Here is a 17,461-nt window from a genome sequence, read left to right on the forward strand (position 1 = left end):
CGCTGATCTCGTCGACCCGGCCGCTGGCCGGGGTCCAGGCGGCGGAGGCGTCCTTGTCGTCGGCGCGCACGCACCAGACGCGCTCGGCCTCCGCCTCGGCGGCGACCGCGGTGTTGACGGATCTGTCGTCGGTGCAGGCCTGGACGAGCCAGGCTCCGTCGCAGTCGCCGACCTCGTAGGGCCGGGCGTGCCAGGTGACCCTGCCGGCGGCGATCAGGTCGTCGAGCGCCGGCGTGACCGACGGCGACACGACGGTGACCTCCGCACCGGCCTCTAGCAGCGCGGGAACCCGGCGCTGGGCGACGCGGCCGCCGCCCACGACGAGCACCCGGCGGCCGGAAAGCCGCAGGCCGAGGAGGTAGGGGCCCATGGGGGGAATCTCCCGTTCGCGAACGTTGTGTTAGGAGGTAAACCTACCGGCTTCGCATGTGTCATTTGCTGCGCCCGGTCAACGACCGTCGAGAAGGGGCTGCCGGGGATCCCAGCGAGGCCCGCCCTCATCGTCCTTACGGCGTCTGGCCATCGCTGACAAGGCCTCAAGGATAACCCGGTTCCCGAGGTAGGCGGTGATGTCGGCATGATCGTACGGCGGCGCCACCTCGACCACCTCCATCCCCGCTACGGGCAGCTCGTAACAGATCCGGCGGACGGCGTCGAGGAGCTGCCTGGCCGTCAGCCCGCCCGGCTCGGGCGTGCCCGTGCCGGGAGCGTGGCCGGGGTCGCACACGTCGATGTCGACCGAGAGGAAGACCTGGTCACACTCGTCGAGCGCGATCCCGAACGACTCCGTCAGGCACTCGTCGAGCCCGCGGGCCACGATCTCGGTCATCTCGTAGGAGCGCATGTTCTGGGCGGCCATCCAGCCGAGCGTCTCCGGCTCGGGCCAGTAGCCGCGCAGCCCGAGCTGCAGGAACCGGTCGCCGCGGATCGCCCCCGACTCGATCAGCCGCCGCATGGGCTGGCCGTGGCCGTACAGGTGGCCGAAGGAGATGTCACCGGTGTCGGCGTGGGCGTCGAAGTGGATCATCGAGGTGCGCCCGGGCGCGTGGGCCCGCGCGGTGCCCCGCGCGTCCGGCAGCGCCACGGTGTGGTCACCGCCGAGCACCAGCGGGATCGCGCCCGACGCGGCCACCCGGTGCACCGTCTCCTCGATGGCCGCCAGCGAGCCCTCGACGTCGCCGGAGTAGCACTCGACGTCGCCGGCGTCCAGCACCCGCAGGTCCCGCAGGGCGTCCACGCGCAGGGCGAGGCTTGGCCTGGAGCCGTCGTGGGGCAGGTAGCACGCCTGGCGCAGCGCCATCGGCCCGAACCTGGCGCCGGGCCGGTTGGAGGTGCCGCCGTCGAACGGAGCTCCGATGATCACCACGTCGGCGCCGGCGTAGGTCGCCGGATCGCCCACGTCGCACCGGCCGACGCCGAGGAACGTGATGTCGGGCCCGTACATGGGTCCGTAACGCGCCATGGCCTGCACCTCCCGCCCTCATCATCACACGGGTTTCTCGGTCACCCCCGCGGAGTCGAACGTGGCCACGTCGTGCATGACGCGTACCGCGGCGCAGACCATCGGATGCGCGAGCAGGCCGCCGGTGCCCTCGCCGAGCCGCAGCTCCAGCTCCACCAGCGGGCGCAGCCCGAGGTGGGCGAGCGCGGCGGTGTGGCCGGGCTCGGCCGAGCGGTGGCCCGCCACGCAGTGGTCGATCGCGGCGGGGTCGAGCGCGGCGGCCACGAGGGCGGCGGCGCCGGCGATGACGCCGTCGAGGATCACCGGCACGCGCTCCGCGGCGCCGCACAGGATGAGCCCGGCGATGGCCGCGTGCTCGAACCCGCCGACGGCGGCCAGGGCCCGCAGCGCCTCGCTGGGCGAGGAGGAGACGTCCGAGACCGCGTTCGCGCGCAGGGCCGAGCGGACGAGGCCGACCTTGCGCTCGTACGTCTCGTCGTCGATCCCCGTGCCCCTGCCGGTCACCTCCGCCGGGTCCATGCCGGTGAAGGCGGAGATCAGCGCGGCCGACGCGGTGGTGTTGGCGATGCCCATGTCGCCGGTGATCAGGCAGCGCGCGCCCGCGGCGATGAGCTCCTTGCCGACGAGGATGCCGGCCTCCAGCGCTCTGACGGCCTGGTCGACGGTCATGGCGGGGCCCTGCGACAGGTCCGCGGTGCCGTACGCGATCTTGTGCCTGATCAGCTGCGGCGCGTCGGGCAGGTCGGCGGCGACGCCGACGTCCACGACGGTCACCGTCGCGCCCGCCTGCGCGGCGAAGGCGTTGGCGACCGCGCCGCCGGCCAGGAAGTTGCCCACCATCTGCACGGTGACCTCCTGCGGCCACGGTGTGACGCCGCGCGCGTGCACGCCGTGGTCGGCGGCGAAAATGGCCAGCGCCGCCGGCTCGGGCATGGGCGGCGGGCTGACCCCCGCCGCGCCCGCGAGCCGGACGGCGACGTCCTCCAGCACGCCGAGCGAGCCGCGCGGCTTGGTGAGGCGGTCCTGGTGGGCTCGGGCCTCGGCGAGCGCCCGCGGGTCTGCGGGGCGGATCGCGGCGAGCGTCTCGGCGAGCACGGCAAACCTCCGGTCTAGGGGAAAGCTGGAGGATCTAGGGGGACGGGCTGGAGGGGCTAGGGGACGAGCTGGAGGGCTTCCTCGTAGCGGTCGATCACGACGTCGGCCAGGGTCTCGCAGTCGCCGATCACCTCGGCGCAGCGGATGTCGAGGTCGGGATGCCCGGCCCCGTAAGCGAGCGCCTGCGCCCAGACCCGCTCCAGCATGCCGCCCGCGAACAGCAGGTACGGCACCACGATCACCCGCTTGGCCCCGAGCCGCCGGCAGCGTTCGAGCCCGCCGGGCACTCCGGGCGGGGTGACCGACACGAAGGCGGTCTCGACGGTCATGTAGTCGTAGGCGTAGGTCTCCCAGAACAGCCGCGAGACGCGGTGCACCTCGGCGTTCGCGGTCGCGTCGGTGGAGCCCTCGCCGACCAGGACGACGGCGGTCTCGCCCGGCTCGACGTGCGCGTGGAAGTCGTCGGACGGCGGCGCGTCCACGGAGCGGAGCCTCGGCCTGGCGCCGACCAGCTCCAGGGCGCGCGGCCTGGACAGCTCGGCGGCGGCCTCGTTGAGCCGCTCGGCCAGCAGCGACAGCACGCGGGGGTCGGGGCCGAGGGGGCGGCCGTAGTCGTACATGAGGGTGGGGTGGCGCTGCTGCTCCAGCGCCATCGCGGCCGGGAACTCCTCGCTCACCCTGCTGAGGCTCAGCGGCAGCGCGACCAGCCGGTGGTGGCCCCTGGCGACGAGGGAGGCCACCGAGTCGCTCAGCCGGGGAGTGGCCCGCTCCAGGTAACCCCCTGACACGTCGGCGCCCGTCTGGTCGAGGCGGCAGCGGAGGCGGTGGACGAACCTGCCGAACTCCGCGGCATAGGCGTCGTCCTGTGAGCCCTGCCCGATCAGCAGGAGCGGCGGCTTCATTGTGAGGGATTCTCCGGTGCGGTAGACAAAGTCACGCGAGGATAACCGATGCGCACCGGTACGGAACAGGTCACCCTGTGTGTGCGGGCGTCGCGTGGACCACGAAGACGGGGTCGGAGGCGGTCAGGCGGTGTGAGCCGTCGGGGTCGAGGGTCAGTCTCGAGGCCATGATCTGGGTGCCCTCGCCGTGGTAGCCCTGCTCGCGCAGCCGGTCGAGCACGGCCGCGACCTGCTCGACCTTGCTCAGTGCGCACACGAGCGAACGGGGACGCCTGGCGGCGCAGGCCATCACCACGTCGAGGCCGCCGCCGCCCACGAAGACCGCGTCGGGATCGGGCAGCGGCTCCAGCGCGGGCGGCGCCTGTCCCCTGGTCAGAGCCACTTTGACGCCGTGTTCGAGCACGTTGGCGCGCAGCTCGGCGCAGCGGCCCTCGTCTCGCTCGACGGCCACGACGGCGGCGCCCAGCCGGGCGCACTCGACGGCGATCCTGCCGGTGCCCGCGCCCACGTCCCACACCAGGTCTCCCAGCCGGGGGCCCAGCTTGGCCAGCACGTACGCCCGCACCTCCGGCGGCAGCCCGCCCTGGTACGGCAGCGCCCACCCGGCCGGCCCGGGCCGCGCCCCCGCCACCCAGCTCGGCTCCTTGGGCTGGTGCAGCGGGTCGATGACGAGGACCACGTCGGGGTCCTTCCACGGCCTGGTGGTGGCCTCGCCCATCCGGCTGTGGGTGACCCGTTCGTCGGGCCCGCCCAGGTCCTCGCAGACGATCAGCGCGCGTGGCGTCGTGGGGGCCAGCTCCCTGGCGATCTCGCCGGGGCCGACGCCGGGCGCGACGAGCAGCGCGACCTTGGGATGGGCGCGGCAGGCGTTGACCACCCGGTTGAGCTGGGCGGGTCCTGAAGGGGCGACGACCAGGGCGTCCTCCCAGTTGAGCCCGGCGCGGGCGAAGGCGCGGCCGACGAGCGAGACGGCCGGTAACACGTCCGGCTTGAGCCCGTGTTCGCGCAGGGTGCGGACGACGCCGAAGAAGCCGGGATCTCCCTCCGCGAGCACGACCGCGGGGCCCTCGCCGTGTTCGAGATGGTCGTCGATGGCTTCGAGCAGCGACCCGTCCACCGCGGTCCTCGCGTTGAGCTGGAGCCTTCCGAGCACGGCCGCGGGCGCCACCACGAGCCCGGCCTCCTGCAGTTTGCCCACCGCTCTGGCCGAGAGCTCGGACCCGTCCCAGCCGACCACCGTGATCATTGCGCCTCACCGTCCTCACCTCAAGGGTGACGGGTACGGAGGTGTTTCACAAAGGGTGACAAGGTCAGTCCGGCGTGCCTCCGGGCCAGGCGGGCCGACTCTCCTCAGGCCAGGGACGGGTCTCTTCACGCCAGGGACGGGTCTCCTCAGGCCGGCGCCGGGTCTCCTCCGGCCAGGTCGGACGGGATGAGACTGTAGACGACCAGGTCCTCGCCACCGAGCGAAGCACGGGCGACGCCCTCCCGGACGAAGCCGGCCTTCTCCGCGACCCGCTGCGACGCGGTGTTGCCGGGCGAGGCGCGCAGCTGGAGCCGGCTGAAGCCCTGCCGCTCGAACAGCCAGCGGGCGATGGCCAGCACGGACTCGCCCGCGTACCCCTTGCCCCTGGCCCAGGGGGCGGTCATGTAGCCGACCTCGGCCGTGCGGCTGTTCCAGTCGACGTCGCGCAGGGACACGTTGACGGCGAAGCGTCCGGTCTCCAGCTCCTCCGCCGTCCAGGTGATGCCGGCGCCCCTGATCCTGGTCCGCTCCGAGCCTTCGACGTAGGCCAGCGCGTGCTCCTCGCTGTAGCCGCGCGGCACGCCCGTCATGGCCTGGGTGAGGGGGTCGGCGCCGGTGGCGGCCAGGTCGCGGACGTCGCCGGGGGACGGCTCACGCAGCAGCAGGCGCGGTGTGCGCAGCTCGGTCCTGGGCAGGGCGTTGGCGGGCAGGCGGCCGTCCTCGCGCAGGAGGCCGAACATGACCAGGTCGTGCGTCCCGTCCTCGTCGAGCACGGCGGAGCGCAGCACGCCCTCCCAGGTGAAGCCCGATTTGAGCGCGACGCTGAGCGAGGCCGGGTTGTCCAGGTTGGCCGTCAGGTCGATCCTGCGCAGGCGCGTGGTGTCGAACACCCAGCCCGTCAGCCCGCGTACGGCCTCGGTGGCGAAGCCGCGGCGGCGGTAGAGGGGGTGCACGCCGTACCCGACTTCGGTCGTTCCTGCCTCCCACGAGGTCTTGAACAGGCTGATGGCCCCCACGACGACCCCGTCTGCGTCGGCCATGGCCAGGTGGATGCCCTGTCCTGAGCGGCGCAGCTCGTGCACGCCGTGCGTGAGCCAGCGCGCGATGCCGGAGGTCCTGGTGGGCGCGCCCGGCGGGAGGAAGCGGGCGCCGGACTGCACGACGGACCTGATCCGCGCGGCGTCCCCGGGGCCGAAGGGGCGGAGCGTCAGCCGTGCGGTGGCGATGCTCACGTCGGGATCGAACACGCTGGGCAGGGTACACAGTCGCGATGTTTGCCCACGAAAGCGGGGGTAAGGGGGCGCTTGGGAGAGGAGTGAGAGAACCATGCAACGTGGGAGCGACAAGCACGGCCCCCGTCCGGACGAGCAGCAGAAGCACGAGACCGAGGGCATGGCCGATCTCGCCGAGGCGCTCGGCATCGGGGTGGAGAGGCGGAGGTGGTGACGGGTGCGGCTGGACTTCATCAGGCGCCTGTACGAGCGGCCGGGACCGTACGCGTCGGTCTATCTCGGCGCCTTCACCGGCTCTGAACGCCGGGCCCACTGGCGCGGCGCGCGTGACCGGCTCGGCCGGCTCACCGAGACCACCCTGGACGCGCTGGAGGAGGAGGCCCTGCGGCCCGCCGCCGGGCGGGCGCTGTTCGCCACGGACGGTGACGTCGTGCTGGCCGAGTCGCTCGACCGCCAGCCCGACGAGATGACCATGTGGACGCCGCTGCCGCACGTCACGCCCATGCTGATGCTGCGCGGCGAGAACGTGCCGCACATCCGGGTCATCGTGGACCACGCGGGGGCCGAGGTGACCGTGTTCGCGGGCGGGTCACCGCGGACGACCACCGTGCAGGCCGCCTCCTGGCCGCTGCAGAAGACCGCGCAGGGAGGCTGGTCGCAGAAGCGCTACGAGCAGGCCGTGGACGAGACCTGGGAGAAGAACGCGGTCGCCGTGGCCCACGAGATCGACGAGCAGGTACGCCGCATCGGCGCGGAGCTGGTGCTGATCGCCGGCGAGCCGAAGTCGCGCTCCTACCTGCTGCGCCACCTCGGTACCAAGGCCGCCGACCGGGTGACCATGGTCGAGCACGGCAGCCGCGAGAACCACGGCCGGTTCGAGGAGGACGTGGAGCGGGCCCTGGACGACTGGCTCGACCAGCGGCGCGCCGAGCTGCTGGAACGGCACCAGGAGTCCTCGGGGCCCACCGGCATGGCCCAGGTCTCGAAGGCGCTGCGCGAGGGCCGGGTGCACGCCCTGCTGGTGCCCGGCCAGATGCCGAGGCCGGTCTGGATCGGCGAGGGCGGCACGCAGCTGTGCACCGACCGGGAGGAGCTGCACCGGTGGGGCGTGGCCGAGCCGATCCAGGAGCGCTCGGACTCCGCGCTGGCCAGGGCCGCGGCGATGACGGACGCGGAGCTGTGGTTCACCGACGTGGTCGACGACGTGGCCGCGGTGCTCAGGTACTGATGATCGTGACCGTGCTCACGTGCTGATGATCACTTCCAGGGTACGGGGGCCGTGCACGCCCTCGACCCGGTTGAGCTCGATGTCGCTGGTGGCCGAGGGACCGCTGATCCAGGTGAGCGGACGGGCCGGGTCGAGCCGGGCGACGGCCTCGGGGACGCCGGCCACGATCTGGTCGGCCCGCACCACGCACAGGTGGTAGTCGGGGACCAGCGTCTGCGCCCGCGTGCCCTGGCCCGGCCCGTGGTCGAGCACGATGGTGCCGGTCTCGGCGATGGCCACGGCGCAGTTCGTCACCACGCCGTCGGCCGTCTTGAGGTCGCTCCAGCCGCCCGGACGGTCGAAGCCGTCCGGGACGATCATGCGGCGCTCGCCCAGGCACTCGTCGAGCTTGGCGGGCACGTCCGCCGCCGGCACGACATGGACGATCGCCCGGTAGTCGTCGACCCGCTCGGCGAACAGCCCGACGAGGTCCTCCACCTGCCGTTCCGTCCGGTAGTGGCGGGGGATCTCCACCTCCGCGCCGCCGGCGACGGCCCGGCCGATCCGGGCGAGGATCTCCTCACGCGCGCTCATTCCGCTCCCACCAGTCTCTGAACGATTCTTCGGGAATGTCGGGCAGATCCCGGGTGTCGGTCCAGGCCGACAGCGGGCCGGGCAGCCGCTTCGGCACCAGCTTGCGCAGCCGTCCGGCCGCCCGCTGAGCCTTGGCCAGCCGCTCGTGGTCGCTCAGGATCCAGCCGGCCACCTTCATGCCCGCCTGCTCCGCCGCCGCGTGCGGCGCCTTGGCCCGCAGGTCGACCAGCACCTCCGGGATGTCGATGGCCACCGGGCACGCCTCGTAACAGGCCCCGCAGAGGCTGGAGGCGAACGGCAGCGAGGCGTCGAGCTCGGAGGACATGCCCCTGAGCTGCGGGGTGAGGATCGCGCCGATCGGGCCCGGATAGACCGACCCGTACGCGTGACCGCCCGCGCGCTCGTAGACCGGGCAGACGTTCAGGCAGGCCGAGCAGCGGATGCAGCGCAGCGCCTGGCGGCCCACCTCGTCGGCGAGCACGTCGGTGCGGCCGTTGTCGAGCAGCACGAGGTGGAAGTCCTGGCTCTCGACCGCGCCCGTCCACATGCTCGTGTACGGATTCATCCGCTCACCCGTGGAGCTTCTTGGCAGCAGCTGGAGGAACACCTCCAGATCCCGCCAGGAGGGCAGCAGCTTCTCGATCCCGACGACGCTGATGAGGGTCTCGGGCAGGGTCAGGCACATCCGGCCGTTGCCCTCCGACTCCAGCACCACCAGCGTGCCGGTCTCGGCCACCATGAAGTTGGCGCCGGAGATCGCGACCTTGCTCCTGAGGAAACGTTCGCGCAGGTGCAGCCGGGCCGCCTCGGTCAGCGCGGGCGGGTCGTCGGTGAGGTCGGGCGAGACGTCCGGCATCTTGTCGAGGAAGATCTCGCGGATCTCCGACCGGTTGCGGTGGATCGCCGGGACCAGGATGTGGCTGGGGAAGTCGTCGCCGAGCTGGACGATCAGCTCCGCCAGGTCGGTCTCGTAGGCGGTGATGCCGTGCTCGGCCAGCGCCTCGTTGAGCTGGATCTCCTGCGTGGCCATCGACTTGACCTTGACCACCTCGCGCTCGCCGGTGGCCTTGACCAGGCCGGTCACGATGCGGTTGGCCTCGGCGGCGTCCCTGGCCCAGTGGACGGTGCCGCCCGCCCTGGTCACGGCCGTTTCGAGCTGGACGAGGTAGCGGTCGAGGTGGCGCAGGGTGTGGTCCTTGATCGCCTTGCCGGCGGCCCTGAGCTCCTGCCAGTCGGGCAGCTCGGCGACGACGCCCGCGCGCTTGCCGCGGATCGTGTGCGTCGCCTTGCGGAGGTTGAAGCGGAGCTGGGAGTCCTGAACGGCCTTGCGGGAGTTCTCCGGAAAACTCCCGGGCATGCCGAGAAAGGTGGCGCTCATGGGGCCTCCTCCGTCGATGCGAGGATTTCGGCCAGGTGCATGGTCCTGACGCCGGTCTTCTGGCGGCGCAGGGTGCCGCCGATGTGCATCAGGCACGAGTTGTCGGCCGCGCAGAGCACCTCGGCGCCGGTGTCCTGGATGTGGCGGACCTTGTCGGCGCCCATCGCGGCCGAGACGGCGGGGTTCTTCACCGCGAACGTGCCGCCGAAGCCGCAGCACTCCTCCGAGCCTGACAGCGGCACCAGCTCCAGGCCGCGGACGTTGCGCAACAGCCGGGCGGGCCGGTCGCCCAGGTGCAGGCCGCGGAGCGAGTGACACGTCGGGTGATATGTCACCCGGTGCGGGAAATATGCGCCGACGTCCTCGACCTTCAGGACGTCGATCAGGAACTCGGACAGTTCGTACACCTTCGGCGCCACCTCCGCGATGGCCGCCGCTCCCCTGCTGCCCGGTTCGGCCAGCTTCGGGTACTGCTCGCGCACCATGGCCGCGCACGACCCCGAGGGCGCGACGACGGCGTCGTAACCGGCGAACACCTCGGTGAAGTGGCGGGCCAGCCGTACGCCGTCCTCCCGGTAACCGGTGTTGACGTGCATCTGCCCGCAGCACGTCTGCGCGGCGGGGAAGTCGACCTCACAGCCGAGCCTGCGCAGGAGCGACACGACGGCCTTGCCGGTGCCGGGGAAGAGCGTGTCGTTCACGCACGTGATGAACAGGGCGACGCGCACGGCTCTCCTTCCGCTAATGGTCTGACCACAGTATGGTCAGACCATATCGAACCATCACGAATCCGGCCAGCATCCATCCCGGCACCAGGAGGCTTCGTTGGACGGCACCGGCTGGCGTCCCGTCAAGCGAACGCGGACGTTCGAGGACGTACTCGCTCAGATCGAGCGGCGCATCACCGAGGACGGCCTCACCGTGGGCGACCGGCTGCCCGCCGAACGCCAGCTCGCCGAGCAGCTCGGCGTGAGCCGATCGTCGGTACGCGAGGCCATGCGTGTGCTGGAGACCCTCGGCGTGGTCTCCTCCCAGGTGGGCCGGGGCCCCGACGCCGGCGCCGTGCTCACCTCGCGGCCGGACTCGGCGCTGACCGACCTGCTCCGGCTGCACCTGGGCCTGGCCAGCCTGGAGATGCGCGAGGTCATCGGAACCCGGCACATGATCGAGCAGTGGGCGGCCGCCCAGGCGGCCACCGCCCGCGCCGACACCTCCGCGCTCGCCGCCGCCCTGGCCGGGATGGACGCGGCGGGCTCGGCCGAGGAGTTCGTCGAGCACGACACGGCCTTCCACTGCGCCATCGCGGACGCCTCGGGCAACCGGCTCATCGCCGCCATCATGCGGTCGCTGCGCGACTCGATGCGAAAGTACTCGGTCGAGGCGGTACGACGCCTCGGGGACACGTCGATCCTGCGCGCCGACCACGTCCGCATCCTGGAAGCCCTCGAACGCGGCGAGGCGGACGAAGCGGTCGCGGCCGTCTCGGAGCATCTGGCGCACGCGTACCCGTCGCTGTTCACCTGAGCCGGCCCGGAACCAGGCAGCCGCAACCGGCCCTGGGCCGTCACTGCTGCCGGTCGGCCTCGCGGCAGCCGGCCCCCGCGCACCGCACCATCCCGTGCAGCAGCGCGTCCAGCCGGGCCATGAGTGCCGGATCGGCGCTCGCCGCCAGGTTGTGCAGCTGGTAGGGATCCGCGTGCAGGTCGTAGAGCTGCAGTTCCCCGGTCTCGTACCGGACATAGGTGTACTGATCAGTGCGCAACGCCCGATAGGCCGGCACCGGCGTCTGGGCCGCCGACGACCGGTTGAGCGGCCGGTTGAACTCGATCAGCACGTGCTTGCGCCACTCCCCCAGCGACCGGCCGCGCAGCAGCGGCACGAGCGAGCGCCCCTCCGCGAACGGCGGCACCGTGGCCCCGCCGAGCTCGGCGAACGTCGGCGCCAGGTCGATCGTGGCCCCCATCTGCGTGACCGCCGACGCGGCCGGCACGCCGGGACCCCTGACGACGAGGGGGATGTGGATGGCCTCCTCGAACGGCGTGGTCTTGCCCTGCTTGAGCCGGTGGGTGCCGAGATGGAAGCCGTTGTCGGAGGTGAAGAAGATGTAGGTGTTGTCGAGCTTGCCGGTGTCCTGGAGCGCCTGGACCACCGTGCCGACGAGGTCGTCGACGCCGAGCATGGAGCGCAGCCTGGTGCGATATCGCTCGTCGATCTCGGCCACGGTCTCCGGTGTGAACGGCGGCCGCTCGCGCAGCCAGAGCGGCTCGCCGGAGACGTCGGGCTGGTCGAAGGAGGGCGTGCGCGGCGCCATGGCCAGCGGGAACGCGTCGGCGTGCCGGTAGGCGGGGTTGGCCGGGTTGTGCGGGCCGATGGGCGCGAGATACAGGAAGAACGGCTCGTCGGACCCGGCGATGAAGTCGCGCGCCTTGCCGGCCAGCACGTCGGCCAGATAGTCCTGCTCCGACCAGCCGTAGTCGAACAGGCCGCCGTTCTCGTTGAGCCGGTAGCCGTACTCCTGGTAGAGCTGGCGCACCGGCACCTCCCACTCGTCCCAGCCCGGCGGCACGTACGCCTCAGGAGCCGAGTTGCCCGGATAGTGGTTGAGGAACTTGCCCATGAGCGCCGTGCGGTAGCCGGCCTCCTGCATCCAGGTGCCGATCGTGGAACGTTCCAGATTCTGCTCGTGGAAGCGGGCGAAACCGCCTTCCGGCGCCGTGTTGGTCAGGACGCCGTGGCTGTGGACGTGCTGGGAGCGCAGGATCGAGGCCCTGGACGGGCAGCACCAGGAGTTGGTGACGAAGAAGCGGTCGAACGAGGTGCCCTGCCTGACCAGGTGCTGAGTGATGTTCGGAAAGTACGGCAGCGTGCCGTTCTCCAGGTCGTCGGCCAGGATGAGGACGATGTTCGGCCGGGAGCCGCCCTCGGCCATCGTCGGCCCCGCCGCCGGCAGCAGAAGCAGCAGGCAGGCGACGAGACGGCACAAACCCTTGAGCACAGAGTGTGACTACCCAGGATCTTCCGCCATTGACACGCAGACCGCCCACCGCCGTAATAGAACTTAATTCCGGAGGTGTCTTATGAAGCTCGGCCTGAACCTCGGCTACTGGCAGCGCAACGCCGACGACGCGACAGAATCGGTGCTCGCCGCCGAGCGGCTCGGCTACGACTCGGTGTGGACGGCGGAGGCGTACGGCAGCGACGTGTTCACGCCGCTGGCCTGGTACGGCGCGCGGACGACCCGCATCAAGCTGGGCACCTCGATCGCCCAGCTGTCGGCCAGGCCGCCGGTCACGACCGCGATGACCGCGATGACGCTCGACGCCCTCACCGGCGGCCGGCTGCTGCTCGGGGTGGGCGCCTCGGGGCCGCAGGTCGTGGAGGGCTGGTACGGCCAGCCGTTCGCCCGCCCGCTGGCCAGGACGCGCGAGTACATCGAGATCATGCGCAAGGTCTGGCGGCGAGAGGAGCCGGTCACGTCCGACGGGCCCCACTACCCGCTGCCGCTGCCGGGCGGGCTGGGCAAACCGCTCAAGTCCATCACCCATCCACTCCGCCCCGACATCCCCGTCTATCTCGGGGCGGAAGGGCCGAAGAACGTCGCGCTGGCCGCCGAGCTCGGGCAGGGCTGGCTGCCGCTGTTCGCGTTCCCTGAGAAGATCGAGCAGATGTACGGCGAGGCGCTGTCGGGCGCCCGGCCCGGCTTCGATGTGGCGGCCATGGTGATGGTGATCATCTCCGACGACGTCAAGGCGGCGCTCGACGGCGTGAAGATGATGCTCACGCTCTACATCGGCGGCATGGGCGCCAAGCAGCGCAACTTCCACGCCGACATCATCGGCCGGATGGGCTACGCCGAGGCCGCCGAGCACATCCAGTCGCTCTACCTGGCGGGGCGCAAGGACGAGGCGTTCCAGGCGATCCCGGACGAGCTGGCCGACGGCATCTCGCTCGTCGGCCCGCCCGGCCGGATCAAGGAACGTCTGGAGCTGTGGCACCGCAGCCCGGTGACGAGCCTGCTCGTGATGGGGCCGCGCGACGAGCCCTCGCTGAAGCTCGTCCGCGACCTCGTCCTCGGCTGAGGCCCTCTGGTTTCCGCCGGACGCCCGCCCAGGGGGTTAGTCCGGGCGCGGGGCCGGGTCGGCGGTGACCGAGCGCAGCAGCGGGCGGCTCAGGGCGCCCGCCCCGATCACACCGGCGAAGCCCACGACGACGCATCCCGCCAGCGTGATCGCCCCGGCCGCGTTGACCCCGCCGATCATGAACGGCAGCGCGCAGAACGCCCCCACCAGGATCGCTCCCCCGCCCATCACCGCCAGCGGGATGAGCGTCTCGGACCGGCGGGCCCGGTCCAGCACCGACAGCGGCGTGCCCGCCAGGCGCAGCAGCCCGTACGTCTGCCGCCGGTCCAGCACCGACGACATGGCGGTGATCCCCGAGCTGGCGATGGCCACCAGGAACGACACCGACAGCACCACGATCGTGCCCACCCGCACGTCGGCGAGGATCTCGACGCCGAAGCGCTCGTCGTCGGCCTCCGTGGTGGGCGTGCGTCCCGGCACGAGCCCGGCCAGCGCCGTACGGGCCCTGTCCACGTCCGCCGCGCCCGCCGCGCTGCTCAGGGCCGCGACCACGACGTTCTTCACCGGCTTCACCTCGGCCGTCACCCCCGCCTCGCGCAGCCGCTCGCGGGCCTGCCGCACCATCTGCTCCGCCTGTCCGGCGGGCGCGGTGATCCGCAGCTGGGGCGGTCCTCCGGGGTCCTGGTCGAACGTCGCCGGGCTGAGCAGGCCGAGGAAGCCCGCCACGAACCCGGTCAGCGCCACCCCGCTCACCGTCCGCCAGGCCGAGCGCGGGTCGTCCACCAGCCGACGGCCGGCGAGCAGCCGGGCCGGGCCGCGCGCCGTGGCCGCCGTGATCCGGCCGATCAGGCCGACCACCCACGGGCCCACCAGGTTGACGCAGAGGAACGCCAGGGCCAGCGCCACCGCGATGATCGAGACGCTGCTGCCCCTGCTCAGCATCGGGAACACGGCCAGCACCGCGAGCAGGGCGAGCACCCGTACGAACCGCAGGGCGGGCGGCGTCTCGCGCTTGGCCACGCCGAGCGGGCTCACCACGACCCGCCGCAGACCGGCCACCGCCGACAGCCCCACCAGCAGCGGCACCGCGACCAGCACCCCGGCCAGCACCAGCGGTCCGGGGAACAGGTCGGCGGCGAACCACCGCCCGCCCTGCATCTCGATCCCGGCCAGCAGCGGCACGGCCAGGGCGAAGACGGCGGCGCCCACGAGCGCGCCGGCCAGCGCGACGATCACCGCCTCGGTCACGGTCATGCTCACGACCTGGCCCGGCGTCGCCCCGATCAGCCGCAGGGCCGCCAGCCGCTGATCGCGCCTGGCCACCGTGAGCCGGGCCGCCGCGCCCCCGAAGACGAGCAGCGGCACCGCCATCAGCACGCTGGCGACGAGCGAGAGCATCCGGTACGCCTCCGCGTCCTCGCTCGGCGTTCCCGCCAGGCTCGCGACCTTGACCGGCGGTTTGCCGAGCAGCCAGTCGTCGGAGCGGGCGGCGGTCATCTCGGGCGAGTCCGCCTGCCGGCCGACGACGGCGACGAGCTCGTCCGGATGGACGAGGGCCGCGTCGCCGAGCACCCCCTTGGGCGCGGGGTAGCGGGCGGCGAGCTGGTCGGCGGGCAGTTCCCTGGCCAGTTCGGTCAGGGCGGGCGACAGCCACACCTCGCCGGGCGCGGGGAAGCGGGGCAGCCCTGGCGGCGGGGCCGGGGTTCTGCCGTCCAGCGCGGCCAGGTCGACGACGGTGATGGTCCGGTCGCGGACGAAGTCGAAGCGCGACGCCTCGATCGCCACGGCGCCGGACGTGGCCGGGACCGGGTTGCGCCAGGCGCCGCGCTCGGCCCTGGCCTGGAAGGCGGAGTTCGCGGCCACCGCGAGCAGCAGCAGCGCCGTGGCCACGGCCGGGGCGCCCAGTGTCAGCCAGGCGCCCAGCAGTCCCCTGCGCCCGCCGCCCTTGAGGAGCCGCCAGGTCAGATCGAGGTTCACGGGCGCATCCCGCTCTTGAGCAGCGGCGAGGTCGGGTCGAGGTTCGTGCGCGCGTTCGCGTGCGCGTTCCAGGTCAGGCCGGAGGTCACGCCATCGCCCCGCTCGTCAGGAGCCGGCCGTCGCGGACCTCGACCGTGCGGTCGCACCAGGCGGCCACGTTCGGGTCGTGGGTGACGACGATCAGGCACGCCCCGTTGTGCTTGGTCGCCTCCACCAGCAACCGCATCGTCTCCTGCCCCGTCTGCTGGTCGAGCGCCCCCGTGGGCTCGTCGGCGAAGACCACGGCCGGCTTGCTCACCAGCGCCCTGGCGATGGCCACCCGCTGCGCCTGGCCGCCGGACAGCTCGCCCGGCCGCCGCGTCTCCATGGAGTGCAGGCCGAGGGGCGCGAACCACTCGCGCGCCTGCCGTACCGCCTGGGTCCTCGGCACGCCGCCCAGCATGAGCGGGAGCGCCACGTTCTCCTCGGCGGGCAGCTCGGGCAGGAGCTGGCCGAACTGGAAGACGAAGCCGAAGCGGGTGCGGCGCAGCGCGCTGCGCCGCCGCTCGCCGAGCGCGTCGATGCGCTGGCCGAGCAGGTGCACCTCACCGCTGTCCGGCTTCATGATGCCGGCCAGGCAGTGTAGCAGGGTCGACTTGCCGGAACCGCTCGGCCCCATGATCGCCACCGCTTCGCCGGCCCGTACCGCGATGTCCACGCCACCGAGGGCGACCGTCTGCCCGAACCGTTTGGCCAGGGCCCGTCCAACAAGCACGTCGTTCATGACGTCCAGCGTGGCCGGGAGCGGGGGTGCGCCGGATCGGCCGTGCGTCCATTTCCGCCTCAGCCGAACGGCCGATCCTTAGAGTTGGGGCCGTGACTATTCGGGTTCTCATCGCCGACGACCAGCAACTCGTACGAACCGGCTTTCAGATGATTCTGGACGCGCAACCGGACATGGAGGTCGTGTCCGCGGTCGCCGACGGCGCCGAGGCCGTGGCGGAGGCCAGGCGGCTGCGGCCGGACGTGTGCCTGCTCGACATCAGGATGCCCAAGCTCGACGGGCTGGAGGTGACCCGCGCGCTGGCCGGGCCCGGCGTGGAGAACCCGCTGCGCGTGGTCATCGTCACCACGTTCGACCTGGACGAGTACGTCTACGGCGCCCTGCGCTCCGGCGCCATCGGCTTCCTGCTCAAGGACAGCGGGCCGACGCTGCTCATCGAGGCGGTCAGGGCCGCGGCGGCGGGCGACTCGCTGGTGTCACCGTCGGTGACCGTACGGCTGCTGCAGCACCTGTCCAGGCCCCGGCGCAGCGCGCCGCCGATGGACGACCCGCTGACGGACCGCGAGCTGGACGTGGTGCGCCTGGTGGCCAAGGGGCGGACCAACCAGGAGGTGGCCGCCGAGCTGTTCGTGTCGTTGTCGACGGTGAAGACGCACCTGGGCAGCATCTTCGCCAAGCTCGGTGTCCGCAATCGGGTTGAAATCGCAGCTTGGGCGTGGGAATCCGGCGTGGTGAGCTGATTAACAGCAGGGCCGGCGGGATACAAGTGAATCAGAACCTCAGCGCATGGCCCGGGGGGAGAACAACGTGCGCTACACCCAGGCATCGCCCGCCAGAGCCGCCACCGCCGTCTACGCCACCCTCACCGCCCAGGTCCTCTCCCTCGGCGCCCTCGTGATCTTCGAGCAGTCCATGGGCCGCGAACTCGCCGCCCGCCTCGCCGCCTTCGGCGGTCGTCCCGTGGGGGCCGACGCGGAGGCGGTGGTGGGTGCGGTGACCACGTTCGCGGTGCTGATGATGACCGTGACCGGCACCTCGATCGCGGCCGCGGCCGCCTACGTGACCTGGCTCGTGCGGGCCAGGCAGGCCAACGACCGCTCGGCCGCGACCGGCCCGGTGGCGGCGGCCTGGCTGGTGCCCGGCGTCAACCTGTTCGCTCCCGCGCTGCTGGTCGACGAGGTCTGGCGGGGCACCCGCCCCCCGGATGGTGGCTGAGCTGGCTGGCCACGCTCGCGCTGGTGACGATCCGGCTGCCGCTCGACAGCTCGGCCGGCGGCCTGGCCGGGGTGGGGGCGCCTGAGCTGGGGTGCGCGCTGATGGCGGCCCTGCTGTGCGCGGGGACGGTGCGCGAGCTGACCCGGCTGCAGCGCGCGGCCCGCGACGCCAGGCCGGGCGCGGCGCCCGCCTTCGCCGCGGCCCCGGCCTCGGTCTCGGCCCCTGCGGCGCCGTCCGCGATCTCACCGCCGCCCACGTTCTCGCCGAGCGCCGTGATCGAGGGGCCGCTGGCGACCGACTCCCACTGACGG

18 protein-coding genes are annotated in these 17,461 nt (G+C 72.4%); 6 read left to right on the top strand and 12 right to left on the bottom strand.

The window, feature by feature from the left end:
• The 6 genes from ABFX54_RS16535 to ABFX54_RS16560 all read right to left on the bottom strand — a co-directional run.
• A partial coding sequence (locus tag ABFX54_RS16535) for a precorrin-2 dehydrogenase/sirohydrochlorin ferrochelatase family protein (RefSeq protein WP_346105699.1) occupies positions 1-370 on the bottom strand: 370 nt, incomplete at its 3' end.
• Positions 371-448: 78 nt separating this feature from the next.
• The gene (gene speB, locus ABFX54_RS16540; RefSeq protein WP_346105700.1) at positions 449-1,462 is read right to left on the bottom strand and encodes an agmatinase; all 1,014 of its coding nucleotides are present in this window, start codon (positions 1,460-1,462) and stop codon (positions 449-451) included.
• A 24-nt stretch (positions 1,463-1,486) separates the two neighbouring features.
• Positions 1,487-2,557, bottom strand: a complete 1,071-nt coding sequence (cobT, locus tag ABFX54_RS16545) for a nicotinate-nucleotide--dimethylbenzimidazole phosphoribosyltransferase (protein ID WP_346105701.1) — start codon at positions 2,555-2,557, stop codon at positions 1,487-1,489.
• Between the two features lie 56 nt (positions 2,558-2,613).
• Positions 2,614-3,459, bottom strand: coding sequence for a sirohydrochlorin chelatase (locus ABFX54_RS16550; RefSeq protein ID WP_346105703.1), 846 nt, complete (start codon positions 3,457-3,459; stop codon positions 2,614-2,616).
• 70 nt (positions 3,460-3,529) lie between these two features.
• Complete coding sequence (locus ABFX54_RS16555; RefSeq protein ID WP_346105704.1) at positions 3,530-4,705, bottom strand: bifunctional cobalt-precorrin-7 (C(5))-methyltransferase/cobalt-precorrin-6B (C(15))-methyltransferase; 1,176 nt, start codon at positions 4,703-4,705, stop codon at positions 3,530-3,532.
• A 146-nt stretch (positions 4,706-4,851) separates the two neighbouring features.
• Positions 4,852-5,952 (bottom strand): GNAT family N-acetyltransferase, encoded by a 1,101-nt coding sequence (locus tag ABFX54_RS16560; protein ID WP_346105706.1) that lies wholly within the window; start codon positions 5,950-5,952, stop codon positions 4,852-4,854.
• 202 nt (positions 5,953-6,154) lie between these two features.
• Here ABFX54_RS16560 and ABFX54_RS16565 point away from each other — a divergent pair, with 202 nt between their 5' ends.
• Positions 6,155-7,165 (top strand): baeRF2 domain-containing protein, encoded by a 1,011-nt coding sequence (locus ABFX54_RS16565; protein WP_346105708.1) that lies wholly within the window; start codon positions 6,155-6,157, stop codon positions 7,163-7,165.
• 15 nt (positions 7,166-7,180) lie between these two features.
• On the opposite strand, the gene ABFX54_RS16570 is transcribed toward ABFX54_RS16565, so the two are convergent.
• From ABFX54_RS16570 to ABFX54_RS16580, 3 genes are read right to left on the bottom strand one after another with little or no spacing between them, the layout of a single operon-like run.
• Positions 7,181-7,738 (bottom strand): LutC/YkgG family protein, encoded by a 558-nt coding sequence (locus ABFX54_RS16570; protein WP_346105710.1) that lies wholly within the window; start codon positions 7,736-7,738, stop codon positions 7,181-7,183.
• Entirely contained in the window at positions 7,725-9,116 is a 1,392-nt protein-coding gene (locus ABFX54_RS16575) for a lactate utilization protein B (protein ID WP_346105712.1), read from the bottom strand. Before ABFX54_RS16575 ends, ABFX54_RS16570 begins: the two co-directional genes overlap by 14 nt.
• Positions 9,113-9,844, bottom strand: a complete 732-nt coding sequence (locus tag ABFX54_RS16580) for a (Fe-S)-binding protein (protein WP_346105714.1) — start codon at positions 9,842-9,844, stop codon at positions 9,113-9,115. The genes ABFX54_RS16575 and ABFX54_RS16580 overlap by 4 nt, the downstream gene beginning before the upstream one ends.
• Positions 9,845-9,941: 97 nt before the next feature.
• Here ABFX54_RS16580 and ABFX54_RS16585 point away from each other — a divergent pair, with 97 nt between their 5' ends.
• A complete protein-coding gene (locus ABFX54_RS16585; protein WP_346105716.1) occupies positions 9,942-10,640 on the top strand; it encodes a FadR/GntR family transcriptional regulator in 699 nt (232 codons plus the stop codon).
• A gap of 40 nt (positions 10,641-10,680) precedes the next feature.
• Here ABFX54_RS16585 and ABFX54_RS16590 read toward each other — a convergent pair whose 3' ends face one another.
• Entirely contained in the window at positions 10,681-12,111 is a 1,431-nt protein-coding gene (locus tag ABFX54_RS16590; RefSeq protein WP_346105717.1) for a sulfatase family protein, read from the bottom strand.
• A gap of 82 nt (positions 12,112-12,193) precedes the next feature.
• Between ABFX54_RS16590 and ABFX54_RS16595 the strand changes: the two genes are divergently transcribed.
• Positions 12,194-13,195 carry an LLM class F420-dependent oxidoreductase gene (locus tag ABFX54_RS16595; protein WP_346105719.1) on the top strand — a complete coding sequence of 334 codons (1,002 nt, stop codon included), beginning with the start codon at positions 12,194-12,196 and terminating at the stop codon, positions 13,193-13,195.
• 36 nt (positions 13,196-13,231) lie between these two features.
• Here ABFX54_RS16595 and ABFX54_RS16600 read toward each other — a convergent pair whose 3' ends face one another.
• The gene (locus ABFX54_RS16600; protein ID WP_346105721.1) at positions 13,232-15,172 is read right to left on the bottom strand and encodes an FtsX-like permease family protein; all 1,941 of its coding nucleotides are present in this window, start codon (positions 15,170-15,172) and stop codon (positions 13,232-13,234) included.
• A gap of 85 nt (positions 15,173-15,257) precedes the next feature.
• Positions 15,258-15,935: an ABC transporter ATP-binding protein gene (locus ABFX54_RS16605; RefSeq protein WP_346105723.1), complete on the bottom strand. Its 678-nt coding sequence runs from the start codon at positions 15,933-15,935 to the stop codon at positions 15,258-15,260.
• 92 nt (positions 15,936-16,027) lie between these two features.
• On the opposite strand from ABFX54_RS16605, the gene ABFX54_RS16610 reads away from it, so the two are divergent.
• Genes ABFX54_RS16610 through ABFX54_RS16620 form a run of 3 tightly spaced genes read left to right on the top strand, consistent with a single transcriptional unit; the run spans position 16,028 to position 17,458 of the window.
• Positions 16,028-16,675 (top strand): response regulator, encoded by a 648-nt coding sequence (locus ABFX54_RS16610; RefSeq protein WP_346105724.1) that lies wholly within the window; start codon positions 16,028-16,030, stop codon positions 16,673-16,675.
• A gap of 46 nt (positions 16,676-16,721) precedes the next feature.
• Positions 16,722-17,150 carry a DUF4328 domain-containing protein gene (locus ABFX54_RS16615; protein WP_346105726.1) on the top strand — a complete coding sequence of 143 codons (429 nt, stop codon included), beginning with the start codon at positions 16,722-16,724 and terminating at the stop codon, positions 17,148-17,150.
• Positions 17,151-17,173: 23 nt separating this feature from the next.
• A complete protein-coding gene (locus tag ABFX54_RS16620) occupies positions 17,174-17,458 on the top strand; it encodes a hypothetical protein (RefSeq protein ID WP_346105728.1) in 285 nt (94 codons plus the stop codon).
• The last annotated feature ends 3 nt before the right edge of the window (positions 17,459-17,461 follow it).

The organism is Nonomuraea maheshkhaliensis, assembly GCF_039529435.1.
Taxonomy (GTDB): Bacteria; Actinomycetota; Actinomycetes; order Streptosporangiales; family Streptosporangiaceae; genus Nonomuraea; species Nonomuraea maheshkhaliensis.